This is a genomic window from Enterobacter cloacae complex sp. 277I4 (genome assembly GCF_050031465.1).
Taxonomy (GTDB): domain Bacteria; phylum Pseudomonadota; class Gammaproteobacteria; order Enterobacterales; family Enterobacteriaceae; genus Enterobacter; species Enterobacter cloacae.
On the sequence record NZ_JBLGWC010000001.1, the window covers coordinates 1797957 to 1811025 of the forward strand.

Below are 13069 nucleotides of genomic sequence, written 5' to 3' on the forward strand. Positions count from 1 at the left end.
GAAAACCCTGCGATAGCAATATCGCAGGGTTTTTTGCTTTGGCTCTACACCTCCGCCATGCCGCCCATGTTGTAGCCGATCGTCATCCCGGCGTCTGCCCTGTAGACGCTCGCTTTGACACACCAGGTTTGCTCGATATTTTCAGGGGTGAGCACTTCCGCAGGCGCGCCCGTGGCCGCGATACGCCCGGCCTTCAGAAGGATCAGCCGCTGGCAGTAGTTGGCCGCCAGATTGAGATCGTGCAGCGCCACCACCACCGTAAGAGGCAGTTGCGATATAAGTCGCATCAGCTCCAGCTGGTGCTGAATGTCCAGGTGGTTTGTCGGCTCATCAAGTAGCAACACCCGGGGCTGCTGTGCCAGCGCTCGCGCTATCTGGGTTCGCTGACGCTCCCCACCAGACAGTTGCTGCCACCGCCGCTGGCGTAATCCGCATAGCCGCATGAGGCTAATCGCCTCTTCCACCGCCATATCATCATCGCGAGTGCTTCTCTGAAACGCCTTCCGGTAAGGTGTACGTCCCAGCCGCACGATTTCCTCGACGGTCAGTTCTCCCTCAACGTTGGCATGTTGCGGGACGAAGGCTAACTGCCGCGCGCGTGTTTTTAACGGCATCACGCTAAGCGACGTGCCATTAAGCGCGACGCGTTCACTGTGGTGTGGAAACAGCCCGGCAAGACAGCGTAGCAGCGTTGATTTGCCCGAGCCGTTTGGCCCTAACAGGCCGACAATCTGCCCGGATGACAGGTCGAGATCGATATCCTCAAGCACCGTCTGTGCTTGTCGGGTCACACTTAACCCCGAGACGGAAATATTCATGGATGCTCCTTCCGGTTTTGATAAAGCAGCGCCACAAAGACAGGCGCGCCCACCAGTGCCGTCACCACGCCGATGGGAAGCACCTGGTGCACAATCAGCGTGCGTGACACGACATCGGCCAGGATCATAAAGTGCGCGCCGATAAGAAACGTCAGCGGGATCGTGCGGCGATGGCCCGGACCGCTGAGCATGCGCGTCACATGGGGAATGACCAGCCCCACAAATCCCACTGCCCCTATGGCGCTGACCAGGGTTGCGGTGACGAACGCGCAGGTCAGCAACAGGATAATTCGTACAGCGGTCACCGGAATCCCGAGGGTGGTAGAGACCTCGTCTCCAAAGGTAAAGGTGTCCAGCGCCCGCGCAAAGAGGCATACCATCAGCAGGCCCGTCAACGTAACGGCCAGCGCCAGCAGCGCGTCCGGCCAGCGCACACCGCTCAGGCTGCCCATTAACCAGAACATAACGCTACGCGACTGCTCGGCATTGGCGGAGGTGCTGACGATATACGCAGTCATGGCGTTGAAGAGCTGTGTGCCCGCAATGCCTGCCAGCAAAATGCGTGACGGGCTTGCGCTCATGCCGTTTGTAATCAACATGATGAGCGCAAAAGCGGCGCAGGCGCCAACAAACGCACCGCTGCTCACGCCAATCACGCTCCCCCCGATACCGAGCAGCATCACGCAGACGGCCCCCAGCGAAGCGCCTGCGGAGATGCCCAGCAGATAGGGCTCCGCCAGGGGGTTGCGCAGTATTGACTGGAGCACCAGCCCGCACAGCGCCAGGCCGCCGCCGCTGCAAGCAGCCATGAGTGCGCGACTCATGCGGTACTGCCAGACGATGCCTTCCTCGGGTTGCGGCAGAACGTATGCAGTCAGCCCAAGACCATTGAGGATCGCTTTTCCGGTAACGGCATACGATACCGGCATATCGCCGATACTCGCGGCAAAGACCAGCATCAGCGGCAATGCCACGGCGCCTGCCGCCATTAACCCCTGCTGGCGGCGGGGAGAAGATACATGACTCATTATTCGCCCTGGAATGAAGCCAGCCGATCGCTGATAAGCTCAACCGCGTCGACGTTACGCAAAGAAGGGTTTAACGACATTGCGGGCACCACAATAATCTGATTATTCCTGACCGCCGGAATGTTTCTTGTCACCGGATCGCGTCGTAAAAAGGCCTCTTTTACCGCGGCGTCATCGGCAGGGTAGAGCCTGCGTGACATCTGAGCGATGACGATAACGTCTGGCTGCATTTGGGCAATATGTTCCCAGGTGACAGCGGGCCATTCATCATGCGAGTCAATAACGTTCTTTAACCCCAGCGTGCGGCTTATCCAGCCAGGCGCGCCGAAATTCCCTGCCACCCAGGGATCGCCATTCAGGCGGCTGCTTGAAAACCAGAAGACAACCTTCAGGGGTTTTGCTGAGATGCGCGCCTGCGCTTTCTGAATCCGTTCTGTCAGCTCACGATTGAGCTGCTCGCCACGCGTGGGAACATCAAAGATGGCGGCCAGGTCTGTGACTTCGTGTTTTATTTCTGCCAGTGAAAACGGCGTGCTCCGTGCTCCGTCAGCATTTGAGGTTGCCGTCACCGTTTTGTCCGTGCAGTCGGCAGGGGAGATCCACGTCTTGATCCCCAGTGATGCAAACTGCTCGCGTGTTCCCACCTCGCCCTGCGGGCCAATATGCCAGTGATACTGAGCGAGGACGAGTTCCGGTTTTTGTCCCACCACGGCTTCAAAAGAGGGGGAGTTATCCGCAAGGCGGGGGAGTTTTTTTCCGGCATCAGCCAGCGAATCCGGGAGTTTGCCGAACCAGACTGAGGTTGCGGCGACAGATTTTTCCAGCCCCAGCGCGAGCATCAATTCCGTTTCATGCTGACCCACGGTAACGACGCGCTGTGGCGCTTGTGTAAAGGTCTGCCTGACGCCGCAATTTTCAATCGTCAGCGGGTAAGTTGTTGCTGCAAACGTGGCTGGTGCCATGGCCAGCAGTACTGTCAGTAATAACCCTTTTTTCAGAAGCATAAAAATCAATCCCAAATTGTTATGTTATAACATAACACATATATTGTGATTGAGCGCAACACGCTGCCTGCCGGACATTTGCCGGTGCCTGTAATGAGAGGGAAACTTCACATCCAGATTAACGTCGCCGAAGTGAGTCATGACGCCAGAGGGCGGGGTGATGGTGAGCAAGTGTAACTTTATGCAATTTCACGCTTTACATCATGCTCAGAGATGTTTATAGTGCGCCTCACTTTGGAAGCGTGGCCGAGCGGTTGAAGGCACCGGTCTTGAAAACCGGCGACCCGAAAGGGTTCTAGAGTTCGAATCTCTACGCTTCCGCCAAATTCGAAAACCCTGCGATAGCACTATCGCAGGGTTTTTTCGTTTTACAGCCCAATCACCAGCTCAGCGGAATGACTTCTTGAGCAACACAGCGCCACATGCGGGTTCGGGGCGTTTTTCTCTGCCTCTGACTGTACGCTATCCCGGTGATCCACCACGCCGTCAATCACCGGTGTCAGACACGCACCGCAGATCCCCATCTCGCAGGAGAGCGGTACGGCCACACCGTTTTCCTGTAGCACCTGAGCAATGGTTTTATCTGCGGGCACAGGCCAGCGCTCTCCGGTGGAGGCCAGTTTAACCGTGAAGATCTCGCCACTTTCAGCGCAGGTATCAGGCGCAGCGGGTTGAAACGCCTCGCTGTGGATCGTGGCGCCATCCCAGCCTTTCGCCGTCGCCACCTCACGTACTTTTTCCATAAACCCGGCCGGGCCACAGACCCAGGCGTGAAGACCCGCCGTGGCCACCGGGATATGCTCTGCCAGCAACGTGCGCGGGCTGGTGGTATGGATAACGCATTCGCCGTGCTTCAGCTGCGCCAGCTCGCGGGCGAAAGCCGCGCTTTCAGCGTGTCTGACATAATAGTGCAGAGTGAACGGGGTTCCGGCTGCTTCCAGCTGCAGGGCCATGGCATACAGTGGCGTAATCCCGATCCCCGCAGCCAGCAGCAACACCCGTTCGGCCTCCTGCAGGGCAAACAGATTGCGCGGCGCGGAGATCAGCAGCGTCTGACCGGGACGCAGCGTCTCATGAATATAGCGCGACCCGCCGCGCGAGGCGGTTTCCCGGCCCACGCAGATCAGATAGCCTTCACTCCCGCATGGGCCGGTCAGAGAATACTGACGAATTACCCCGCAGGGCAGATGCACGTCGATATGCGCACCGGGCTGCCACTCTGGCAGCGCTTCACCGTTTTCCGCCACCAGCCTGACGGCGAGGCTTTTGTTCCCCTGCCGCCACAGCCCGTCGACGATAACGCTTAAGATATCACTCATGACAGCCCTCCATCAGACCAGGAAAAACGCGCCAAAACCCATCTTTTTCAGCCCCCGGCGATAGGCAATCGAGCTTTTATCCGCGGGAATATGGGCTTCAAGGGTCAGATCCAACGGCAAACTTTCCGGGCGCTGGGTCTCGACCATCAGGCGGTCTTCCTCAAAAATTCGCAGGTTAAAGGCATGCACCTCTTCCACCGGGATATGCAGGTCAAAGTTGCGCGCAATCGGGGCAAACATGCGGGTGACGCGTGACGAGACCGGCGACGCGGCGTTCATGATCACCAGCCGGGATTCGCCCGGAAAATGGATCGTCAGGGTGGCGGTAAACGGCAAATGCATTTCAAAATGGCGCAGCCACTGGAAGCCTTCCGGCGCCTGCACGTCAGCGCTGGCGGGATAATTGCTCACCGAACTCCAGTAGTCCGCTACAAAACCAAACGGTGTTTCCTGTGGCTGATAGGTCGGGACGAGCTGGTTATCCGGGTCCGCAAAGGTGCTGGTGTGGATCCACGCAAAATGCGCCACATCCAGAAATCCTTCCACCTGGCGGCCAGCGAAGCCATTCACCTCAAACGCCGGACAGTTGATCTGCTGAAAGCCGTCGTCATCCCAGTGTGGCATGGTGGGCAGCGGCATCGGGTTGTCGGGGTCAAACGCCAGACACGTCCAGATCAAGCCAAAGCGCTCCTCCACGGCGTAGTTAATCAGGTTCAGCTTCGCCGGTACCGGCTGGTCGGGGCTGGAGGGAATACGGTTGCAGCGGCCATCTTCCCCGAAGCGCAGGCCATGGTAGGGGCAGATAATCCCGTGCTCATCATGAAAGCCCAGCGTCAACGGCACGCCGCGATGTGGACAAACGTCGCGAGCGACCACGACCTGGCCGTTCACGCGGTAGATAACCAGCGCTTCGTCCAGCAGGGTCGCCTTAACCGGCGCCGCGCCAATGTCGCAGGCGCGCGCAACCGGATGCCAGCACTTTGCCAGACGCAGCCAGTCCTCTGGCTCAAACGTGCAATGGGCGGGTGGTACAGGTGCTTTATTCATGTGTATTCCTCTTACGTTCAGCCTAATGGTCCGCCCTGAATGGTGTCGCACAGACCGTTGATAATGCGCTCCCCGGTCTCCTCTCTCAGCTCCTGATACCAGGCTCTGGTTAACGCCATATCTTTACCGTGCGTGACGTCACAGCGCTTGCGAGCCTTCAGCACCAGGTCGCGTACCCGGTCACAGCGCAGAGCTTCGTACTGCCGCAGCGCCAGCGTAATGTTGTGGTTTTGGCGCAGACAATCACCCAGCACCACCGCATCCTCCAGCGCCGCACAGCCGCCCTGGCCGATATCCGGCGTGGTGCTGTGCGCCGCATCGCCGAGCAGCGCCACGTGGCCGCGTACCAGGCTGTCGAAGGGCTCAATGTCGTGGATTTCTATGCGGTTGGTGGTATCCGGATCCAGCGCGGCGATCAGCTTCTGCACCGGCGGCGCCCAGCCGCGGAAGTAACCCGTGAGATCGGCTCTGAGGGTGGTGCGATCTTCCGCCAGACCGAGGGGAAGCGGGACATCAAAAAAGAAATAGAAGCGGCCACCGGAGACGGGCATCAGCGACACACGCTTGCCTTCTCCCACGAACGTGGTCCACTGGTGGGCGGGGGCAATCTCTTCATCAATCTTCACCAGTCCGTTCCAGTTAACGTAACCGGCGTAGCGGCGCTCGGGGGTATACCCCAGCACGTACGGGCGCACCGCCGAATGGCTGCCGTCGGCGGCAATCAGAAAATCGCCCGTCGCCGTGCTGCCGTCGGTAAATGTTACGCTGACGCCAGCATCATCTTCCCGGACGTGTTCGACGCGCTTGCCGAACTGCACCCGCTCGCGACCCCAGAAGTCCAGCATCTCGCGCTGTAGTTCAGCGCGCGAGACGGGGCAGGGGCGTCCCCCGGTGCGCTCCACCAGCGGGGCCAGGCTAAAGCGGGTCAACGTGTCGCCGCGCCGGTGATCCTTGTAGGCCATAAAGCGCATCGGCCCGCCGTATGTCTCAATAATGTCGCCCATGCCGAGGTGCTGCATGCATTTCACCCCGTTGGGCCAGATGGAGATGGCCGCGCCAACGGGTTTGATCTCTTTTACTGCTTCAAACACGGTACAGTCGATGCCCGCCTTTTCCAGCGCGACAGCGGCGCTCAGACCACCAATGCCCGCACCAATGACGATTGCTTTCATGCTTCTCTCCTTTTGCCGGGTGTCATTAACATCAGCAATTTGCGTACCAGGCTGCAGAGTGGGGTAAAGGGCGTTGAGGGAGGGATGTTTGCACTGCTAAGGTGCGTTATCGCGGTGGGAATGCCTTTTTATGAATCAATAATTTCCAGTTTAGGGTTAAGGAATCAACTGTTTCAGGTCTCAGGCAAGAGTGGCGTGTTTTGTGCAATGTTCAGGGACGATGATGACACGGGAGGAACCATGATAACGCTGGACGATTTTAATTACCGGAGTCACGAAGAGGTGCTTACGCTATTACACCCTTGCGTGGCCATTCCCGGCTGGGCCGAGGCGCTGGTCGCCGGGCGGCCTTATCCGAGCCGGGATGCTCTTTTTGATGCGGCCCAGGCGCTGACGAAAAGCTGGGATGAACACGCGCTCACGCGGGCCCTGAGCGCGCATCCGCGCATCGGTGAGAAGCCCATGGGCACGCAGGCGGAGGCGGCGCTGTCGCGTCGGGAGCAGGGAGCGGTGAATCATGATGATGCCCGGCTTGCTGAGGCGTTGCGGGCAGGCAATGCCCGCTACGAAAGTCGTTTCGGGCGCGTCTTTCTGATCCGCGCCAAAGGCCGCAGCGGGGAGGAGATCCTCCAGGCCCTGAACGCGCGGCTGGAAAACAGCGATGCGCAGGAGGTGCAGGCCGCACTGGATCAGCTGCGGGAAATTACCTTATTACGACTGGAAGGAGTCATTGGCGCATGAGCACGCTCAGTACACATATTCTGGATATCTCGACGGGCAAACCCGCGCAGGGGGTGACGGTACGTCTTGAACAGGACGCGGAGATCATCGCAACTGGCGTGACCAACGCGCAGGGCCGCATCACCGAATTTTTTCCCGTCCTGCCTGCGGGCCGCTATCGGCTGGTGGCCGAGACTGGCGCCTGGTTTAGCGAAACGGGGCGCGACACGCTCTATCCCTGCGCTCAGATTGATTTTCTAATCGGCGAAACGGCAGATGAGCACTTCCATCTGCCGTTTGTGATTGCCCCAGGCGGCTGGTCAACCTACCGCGGCAGCTGACCACACTGGCTCGCCGTTGACCCAGGTTTGGCTGATATTACGCTCGTCGCCCAGGGTCATCAGCACAAACAGTTGCTCGTAGATATCCTTGCAGCGCCCGCTGCGCAGGCGCTGCAGCGGGGTGACAGCCGGGTCGATCACGATAAAATCGGCCTCTTTGCCCGGAGCGAAGTTGCCAATTTTATCATCCAGACGCAGGGCATGCGCGCCACCCAGCGTGGCATGATAAAAGGCCTCGCTGGCGCGCAGGCGATAGCTCTGCAACTGACCCACCTTGTAAGCTTCCCCCAGCGTGCGCAGCATGCTGAAGGTGGTACCCGCGCCGACGTCGGTGCCGATACCCATTCGCACCTTGTGCTGCCAGCAGGCGGGTAACCGAAACAGCCCGCTGCCAAGAAACAGATTGGAAGTAGGGCAAAACGCCACCGCCGATCCGGTGTCGTGCAGGCACTGCCACTCGCTGTGGTGCAGATGGATCCCGTGAGCAAACACGCTGCGCTCGCCGGTGAGGCCGTAGTGGTGATAGACATCCAGATAACGTTCATGCTCCGGCCACAGGTCATTAACCCAGGCCACTTCGTTCGGGTTTTCGCTCAGATGGGTCTGCAGCCAGGTGTCCGGAAACTCCTCTCTGAGTAAACGCACCGCCGCCAGCAGTTCCGGTGATGAAGTGGGTGCAAAGCGTGGCGTAATGGCATACCCCAGCCGTCCATGGTGGTGCCAGCGCTGGATTAGATCCCGCGTCTGCTGGTAGCTCTGTTGTGCCGTTTCGGTCAGGTAGTCCGGGGTGTGCCGGTCCATCATCACCTTCCCGGCGATAAGGCGCATATTCAGGCGCGATGCTTCGGTAAACAGCGCATCCACCGATTGCGGATGCAGTGTGCAAAACACCAGTGCGGTGGTGGTGCCGTGGCTCACCAGCTGATTTATGAAAAATTCCGCGATCTCTTTTGCGTAGCTCTCGTCGGCAAACTGGCTCTCCACCGGAAACGTATAGGTGGTCAGCCACTCCAGCAACTGCTCGCCGAAGGCGCCGATCATCTCGGTCTGCGGGTAATGAACGTGGGTATCGATAAAGCCTGGCAGCAGCAGTTTGCCGCGCAGGTCGGTGTAACCCTTGTGCGGGTCAAGATATTGCTCTCCCTCCTGCCAGGCCATGAGCGCCACGATTTTCCCGTGGTAAATAAACAGCAGGCCGTCCTCTTGGTAGCGCGCATGGTCGGCAATCAGGTCTGCGCTGTCGCAGACCCGGGCGATATCGAAAAATGCACCGCGTATCGCAGTCTGGTAATCCATCACGGCTCCTGTCTGATTGTTTGCGTGGCCTCGCGTGCCGTGAAGTGAGCGGCGGACGCCCCTTCGCGCTCTTCGCGCGCCAGCCAGCGGTAGGTTACCCCGCCAAGGAACACGCCAATGAACCAGCTAAAGTTTGCCACCTCATGCAGCGCCGGGATGAAGCTTATCACCAGCCCGACGGCAACCGAGGGGATCAGCGCGCCGATGGCTTTCGGGTTAAAGCCGTTGCGGTACCAGTATTTCCCTTCTGGCGTGTCATCGAACAGGTCGTCCACGGATACCTTGCCACGCTTAATCAGGTAAAAATCGGCAATCAGGATACCGAACAGCGGACCGATAAACGCCCCCAGCACATCCAGGGTGTAATGAATAAGCTCCGGGGAGTTAAACAGGTTCCACGGGGTTAACAGGATCGAGCCGACGGCGGCAATCATTCCCCCGGTGCGGAAGCTGATTTTCTGCGGGGAACAGTTAGAGAAATCAAACGCCGGGGAGACGAAGTTGGCCACGATGTTAATCCCGATGGTGGCGGTGATCATGGTCAACAGACCAATCGCCACCGCCAGATCGTTGCCCACGCGGCTGACGGTTTCAATTGGGTCGGTGATCATGCGGCCAAACAGCGACTGGGTACCGGAGACAATCACCACAGTCACGATGGAGAACAGCAGGAAGTTAAACGGCAGGCCCCAGCGGTTACCGCGGCGGATTTCCCCCATGCTTTTGCCGTAGCGGGAGAAATCACCAAAGTTGAGCAACGGGCCTGAGAAGTAGGAAACCACCAGCGCCGTGGCGGTGATCATCTGCCAGGTCTGCTCGCCCGCGCTCAGGGATTTGCTGGCGAGGGTAAAGGAGATCCCGTCGAATCCTGTCTTGTATACAATCCATCCTGCCAGCGCCAGCATCACCACATACACCGCCGGGCCGGCGATGTCGATAAAGCGCTTGATGGCATTCATGCCGTGCCAGAAGACCATTGCCTGCAATACCCACATAATGGCAAAGCAGACCCAGCCCAGGTGCGACAGTCCGAGGAACGCGCCGGTGGTGAGCGACGAGAGCGACGGCCAGAACTTCAGCGCCACCAGCATCAGGGCGTTAGCGGCCAGATAGGTCTGAATGCCGTACCAGGCAAAGGCGATAAGCCCGCGGATCACCGCCGGAATGTTTGCCCCGAACACGCCAAAGGCCTGACGGCTGATCACCGCATACGGCACGCCCGCCATCTGGCTCGGTTTCGCCACCAGGTTGGCACACAACTGCACAATGCAAATTCCCACCAGCAGGCAGAGCAACACCTGCCAGCTTGCCAGCCCGAGCGTAAAGAAGCTCGCGGCGACCACGTATCCCCCCATGCTGTGGACGTCGGACATCCAGAAAGAAAAGATGTTGTACCAGCTCCAGTTCTGGTCACGCGTCGGTGCCAAATCCTCATTGCAAAGCCGTGGGCTGTATACCGCACCGGAATCAGCGGCCGTACCATGTTGCATATTTTGTCTGTTTGGCATGAAACCTGCTCCTGTGAATGAAAACCCGTTGAGTGGGAGTGCAGACGGTGTTGCAGGATTCAGGCCAAAATAATAAATCTTGTATGCAATATTTTATTTTTATGTATACGATTCGATAGCGAAAAGTAAAAAGTGGAGTGGTTAATGAACAACGTGAACAGTCTGCACGCCGCGCCAGACCTGCAAGACAAAGACGAATCCATCTTTCAGGCGCTGATGACCGCGATTGTCGAACATCAATTGCTGCCGGGAAGCAAATTGCCGGAAGAGGCGCTGGCGGAGGTCTTTGGCGTGAGCCGTACGGGCATCCGTAAGGTGCTGCAGCGACTCGCCGCTGTGCAAATGGTCACCTTAACGCCCAAACGTGGTGCACACGTTGCCAGCCCGACGGTCGAAGAGGCCCGGCAGATCTTTCGCACCCGCGCGCTGCTGGAGGTCGCCAATCTACCGGACGTACTGGCGCACTGTCAGCCGCCGCATCTGGCGGCGCTGGCGTCAATCATCCGTCAGGAGCAGCAGGCGCATGAGGCTTACGACGGCCCGGCGGCGATCCGCCACTCCGCAAATTTCCATATTCAGCTGCAGGCCATCTCCGGCAATCAGGTCCTGACGGAGATGGTGACCCGCCTGAGCCAGCGCTCCTCGTTGGTGATTGCCACCTGGGGCGCGCCGTGGCGTCAGGGGTGTCGCTGCAATGATCACGAACAGCTTGTGGAGCTGCTGCGTCAGAAAGCGCTGCAACCCCTGAGTGATGCCTTAATGCACCATTTTGAACATATCGTCGCCAGCCTCTGTTTCGAACGGGCGGGGGAATGCCTGCCCGATTTTGCCCGGCTGTTCGCCAGCCACAAGGAGTCGTAATGTCGTCTGTCCGTATACAAGTCATTAATCCCAATACCAGCCTCGCGATGACGGAAACCATCGGCGCGGCCGCCCGCGCGGTGGCTGCGCCGGGCACGGAGATCCTCGCGGTCTGCCCCAGTGCGGGTGTGCCCTCAATCGAAGGTCATTTTGATGAAGCCATTGCCGCCGTGGGTGTCCTTGAGCAAGTCAAAAAAGGCAGAGAGCAGGGGGTGGAGGGGCACGTGATTGCCTGCTTTGGCGATCCGGGGCTGCTGGCCGCGCGCGAGCTGGCGCAAGGGCCGGTTGTCGGCATTGCCGAAGCCGCCATGCACATGGCCACACTGGTGGCGACGCGCTTTTCCATCGTCACCACGCTGCCGCGCACGCTGATTATCGCCCGTCATCTGCTGCAGCAGTATGGCTTTCAGGATCATTGCGCGGCCCTGCACGCGATTGATCTCCCGGTGCTGGCGCTGGAAGACGGCAGCGGCCTGGCGCAGGAGAAGGTGCGCGCGCGCTGTATACAGGCCCTGAAAGAGGATGGCTGCGGCGCCATCGTGCTGGGCTGTGGCGGGATGGCAACGCTCGCCCAGGAGCTGACGCGCGAGCTGCACGTGCCGGTGATCGACGGCGTCAGTGCGGCGGTGAAGATGGTGGAATCGCTGGTGGCGCTGGGGCTGTCAACCAGCAAGCACGGGGATCTGGCCTTCCCGGAGAACAAACCCTTAAGCGGACATTTTCAGGCATTGAATCCATTTTAATTTTTGGGGGGTGGCAATGGGGCTTTTTGAAGAGGGTTATCCGCGGGATCTGCGTGGCTACGCAGGCAACCCGCCGCATGCGCAGTGGCCGAATCAGGCACGCATCGCCGTGCAGTTTGTGCTCAATTATGAAGAGGGGGCAGAAAACCACGTCCTGCACGGCGATGCCGGGTCGGAACAGTTTCTCTCGGACATCATCGGAGCGGCCAGCTATCCCGACAAACACATGTCCATGGACTCCCTGTACGAATACGGCAGCCGCGCCGGGTTCTGGCGAATTCATCATGAATTTCAGAAACGCGGCCTGCCGCTGACGGTCTTTGGCGTGGCGATGGCGCTGGCGCGTCACCCGGAGATTGTCGCGGCGATTAAGGCGGCGGATTACGACGTGGTCAGCCACGGCTGGCGCTGGATCCACTATCAGAACATGGATATCAACCAGGAGCGGGAACATCTGCACAAAGCGGTGCACGTGCTGACCGATCTGTTTGGCAAGCCGCCTGCGGGCTGGTACACCGGGCGCGACAGCCCCAACACGCGCCAGCTGGTGGTGGAGCACGGCGGTTTTGACTACGACAGCGACTACTATGGCGACGACTTGCCCTTCTGGACGGAAGTGGCCTGCAGCGATGGCAGCCGTAAACCGCACCTGATCGTGCCCTACACGCTGGACGCCAACGACATGCGCTTCGCCACCGCCCAGGGGTTTAATACCGCCGAGCAGTTTTATACTTATCTGAAAGACAGCTTTGACGTGCTGTATGAAGAGGGTGAAAGCGCGCCGAAGATGATGTCCATCGGCATGCACTGCCGCCTGCTGGGGCGTCCGGGACGTTTTCACGCGCTGCAGCGGTTCCTGGATTATGTGCAGCAGCATGAGCGGGTCTGGGTCTGTACCCGCCAGCAAATTGCTGACCACTGGCGGGACGTGCATCCGTTTCAGAAATAGCGGTGTCGTATTGTGCCGGGTGTCGGCTGCGCCTTACCCGGCCTACGACGGCATTACACTCACCTGCGCCGCAACAATGCGCCACCCGTAAGCAAACCGCACCCACGTCTGCTGCTGGCGGCCAATGCGTTCCGCCCCTTCGCGGGTAAATTCGGTGCTGCATACGCTATTATCCTCCCAAAGCAAAATCTGAAACCCAAAAGAACGGCCTGAAGTTGGTCGCTCCGCTCGCCGTTTTCTTGTGTACCCACCACGGGGCATTA

12 protein-coding genes, 1 tRNA gene and 2 pseudogenes are annotated in these 13069 nt (G+C 59.2%); 6 read left to right on the forward strand and 9 right to left on the reverse strand.

Going from position 1 to position 13069, the window contains the following annotated elements; translation table 11 throughout:
- Positions 1-44 precede the first annotated feature (44 nt).
- Genes ACQG19_RS08550 through ACQG19_RS08560 form a run of 3 tightly spaced genes read right to left on the reverse strand, consistent with a single transcriptional unit; the run spans position 45 to position 2850 of the window.
- Entirely contained in the window at positions 45-818 is a 774-nt protein-coding gene (locus ACQG19_RS08550) for an ABC transporter ATP-binding protein (protein ID WP_058680333.1), read from the reverse strand.
- A complete protein-coding gene (locus tag ACQG19_RS08555) occupies positions 815-1846 on the reverse strand; it encodes a FecCD family ABC transporter permease (RefSeq protein ID WP_095427249.1) in 1032 nt (343 codons plus the stop codon). Before ACQG19_RS08555 ends, ACQG19_RS08550 begins: the two co-directional genes overlap by 4 nt.
- Positions 1846-2850, reverse strand: coding sequence for an ABC transporter substrate-binding protein (locus ACQG19_RS08560; RefSeq protein ID WP_246931479.1), 1005 nt, complete (start codon positions 2848-2850; stop codon positions 1846-1848). The genes ACQG19_RS08555 and ACQG19_RS08560 overlap by 1 nt, the downstream gene beginning before the upstream one ends.
- A 236-nt stretch (positions 2851-3086) precedes the next feature.
- Here ACQG19_RS08560 and ACQG19_RS08565 point away from each other — a divergent pair.
- Positions 3087-3174 (forward strand) — tRNA-Ser (locus tag ACQG19_RS08565).
- A 44-nt stretch (positions 3175-3218) separates the two neighbouring features.
- Here ACQG19_RS08565 and ACQG19_RS08570 read toward each other — a convergent pair.
- From ACQG19_RS08570 to hpxO, 3 genes are read right to left on the reverse strand one after another with little or no spacing between them, the layout of a single operon-like run.
- Complete coding sequence (locus tag ACQG19_RS08570; RefSeq protein WP_246931477.1) at positions 3219-4169, reverse strand: PDR/VanB family oxidoreductase; 951 nt, start codon at positions 4167-4169, stop codon at positions 3219-3221.
- A 12-nt stretch (positions 4170-4181) separates the two neighbouring features.
- Complete coding sequence (gene hpxD, locus ACQG19_RS08575) at positions 4182-5216, reverse strand: molybdenum cofactor-independent xanthine hydroxylase subunit HpxD (protein ID WP_038985564.1); 1035 nt, start codon at positions 5214-5216, stop codon at positions 4182-4184.
- Between the two features lie 17 nt (positions 5217-5233).
- On the reverse strand, positions 5234-6388 hold the full coding sequence (hpxO, locus tag ACQG19_RS08580) for an FAD-dependent urate hydroxylase HpxO (RefSeq protein ID WP_057072079.1): 1155 nt from the start codon (positions 6386-6388) through the stop codon (positions 5234-5236).
- Positions 6389-6628: 240 nt separating this feature from the next.
- On the opposite strand from hpxO, the gene uraD reads away from it, so the two are divergent.
- Together uraD and uraH are read left to right on the forward strand one after the other, a co-directional pair.
- Complete coding sequence (uraD, locus tag ACQG19_RS08585) at positions 6629-7129, forward strand: 2-oxo-4-hydroxy-4-carboxy-5-ureidoimidazoline decarboxylase (RefSeq protein ID WP_045295752.1); 501 nt, start codon at positions 6629-6631, stop codon at positions 7127-7129.
- Positions 7126-7449: a hydroxyisourate hydrolase gene (uraH, locus tag ACQG19_RS08590; RefSeq protein WP_058684555.1), complete on the forward strand. Its 324-nt coding sequence runs from the start codon at positions 7126-7128 to the stop codon at positions 7447-7449. Before uraD ends, uraH begins: the two co-directional genes overlap by 4 nt.
- Here uraH and guaD read toward each other — a convergent pair.
- Both guaD and ACQG19_RS08600 read right to left on the reverse strand, forming a co-directional pair.
- The gene (gene guaD / locus ACQG19_RS08595; RefSeq protein ID WP_058678392.1) at positions 7429-8745 is read right to left on the reverse strand and encodes a guanine deaminase; all 1317 of its coding nucleotides are present in this window, start codon (positions 8743-8745) and stop codon (positions 7429-7431) included. The genes uraH and guaD overlap by 21 nt on opposite strands.
- Positions 8745-10253 carry an NCS1 family nucleobase:cation symporter-1 gene (locus ACQG19_RS08600; RefSeq protein ID WP_038419053.1) on the reverse strand — a complete coding sequence of 503 codons (1509 nt, stop codon included), beginning with the start codon at positions 10251-10253 and terminating at the stop codon, positions 8745-8747. Before ACQG19_RS08600 ends, guaD begins: the two co-directional genes overlap by 1 nt.
- Before the next feature lie 144 nt (positions 10254-10397).
- Between ACQG19_RS08600 and ACQG19_RS08605 the strand changes: the two genes are divergently transcribed.
- The 3 genes and pseudogenes from ACQG19_RS08605 to puuE all read left to right on the forward strand — a co-directional run bounded on the left by ACQG19_RS08605 (position 10398) and on the right by puuE (position 12806).
- Positions 10398-11114, forward strand: coding sequence for a GntR family transcriptional regulator (locus ACQG19_RS08605; protein ID WP_013097231.1), 717 nt, complete (start codon positions 10398-10400; stop codon positions 11112-11114).
- Positions 11114-11989, forward strand: a pseudogene (gene hpxA / locus ACQG19_RS08610) (allantoin racemase). The gene ACQG19_RS08605 and the pseudogene hpxA overlap by 1 nt, the downstream one beginning before the upstream one ends.
- Positions 11907-12806 (forward strand): allantoinase PuuE, encoded by a 900-nt coding sequence (puuE, locus tag ACQG19_RS08615; RefSeq protein WP_246931626.1) that lies wholly within the window; start codon positions 11907-11909, stop codon positions 12804-12806. The pseudogene hpxA and the gene puuE overlap by 83 nt, the downstream one beginning before the upstream one ends.
- A gap of 42 nt (positions 12807-12848) precedes the next feature.
- Here the strand turns inward: puuE and ACQG19_RS08620 are convergent.
- Positions 12849-13046: pseudogene (locus ACQG19_RS08620) on the reverse strand (AtzH-like domain-containing protein); the annotation flags it as partial.
- Positions 13047-13069 lie beyond the last annotated feature (23 nt).

Excerpts from the sequence above, each read along its gene's own strand:
- ACQG19_RS08550 (WP_058680333.1), bottom strand. The coding sequence starts at position 818 with ATGAATATTTCCGTCTCGGGGTTAAGTGTGACCCGACAAGCACAGACG.
- ACQG19_RS08555 (WP_095427249.1), bottom strand. The coding sequence starts at position 1,846 with ATGAGTCATGTATCTTCTCCCCGCCGCCAGCAGGGGTTAATGGCGGCA.
- ACQG19_RS08560 (WP_246931479.1), bottom strand. The coding sequence starts at position 2,850 with ATGCTTCTGAAAAAAGGGTTATTACTGACAGTACTGCTGGCCATGGCA.
- ACQG19_RS08570 (WP_246931477.1), bottom strand. The coding sequence starts at position 4,169 with ATGAGTGATATCTTAAGCGTTATCGTCGACGGGCTGTGGCGGCAGGGG.
- hpxD (WP_038985564.1), bottom strand. The coding sequence starts at position 5,216 with ATGAATAAAGCACCTGTACCACCCGCCCATTGCACGTTTGAGCCAGAG.
- hpxO (WP_057072079.1), bottom strand. The coding sequence starts at position 6,388 with ATGAAAGCAATCGTCATTGGTGCGGGCATTGGTGGTCTGAGCGCCGCT.
- uraD (WP_045295752.1), top strand. The coding sequence starts at position 6,629 with ATGATAACGCTGGACGATTTTAATTACCGGAGTCACGAAGAGGTGCTT.
- uraH (WP_058684555.1), top strand. The coding sequence starts at position 7,126 with ATGAGCACGCTCAGTACACATATTCTGGATATCTCGACGGGCAAACCC.
- guaD (WP_058678392.1), bottom strand. The coding sequence starts at position 8,745 with ATGGATTACCAGACTGCGATACGCGGTGCATTTTTCGATATCGCCCGG.
- ACQG19_RS08600 (WP_038419053.1), bottom strand. The coding sequence starts at position 10,253 with ATGCCAAACAGACAAAATATGCAACATGGTACGGCCGCTGATTCCGGT.
- ACQG19_RS08605 (WP_013097231.1), top strand. The coding sequence starts at position 10,398 with ATGAACAACGTGAACAGTCTGCACGCCGCGCCAGACCTGCAAGACAAA.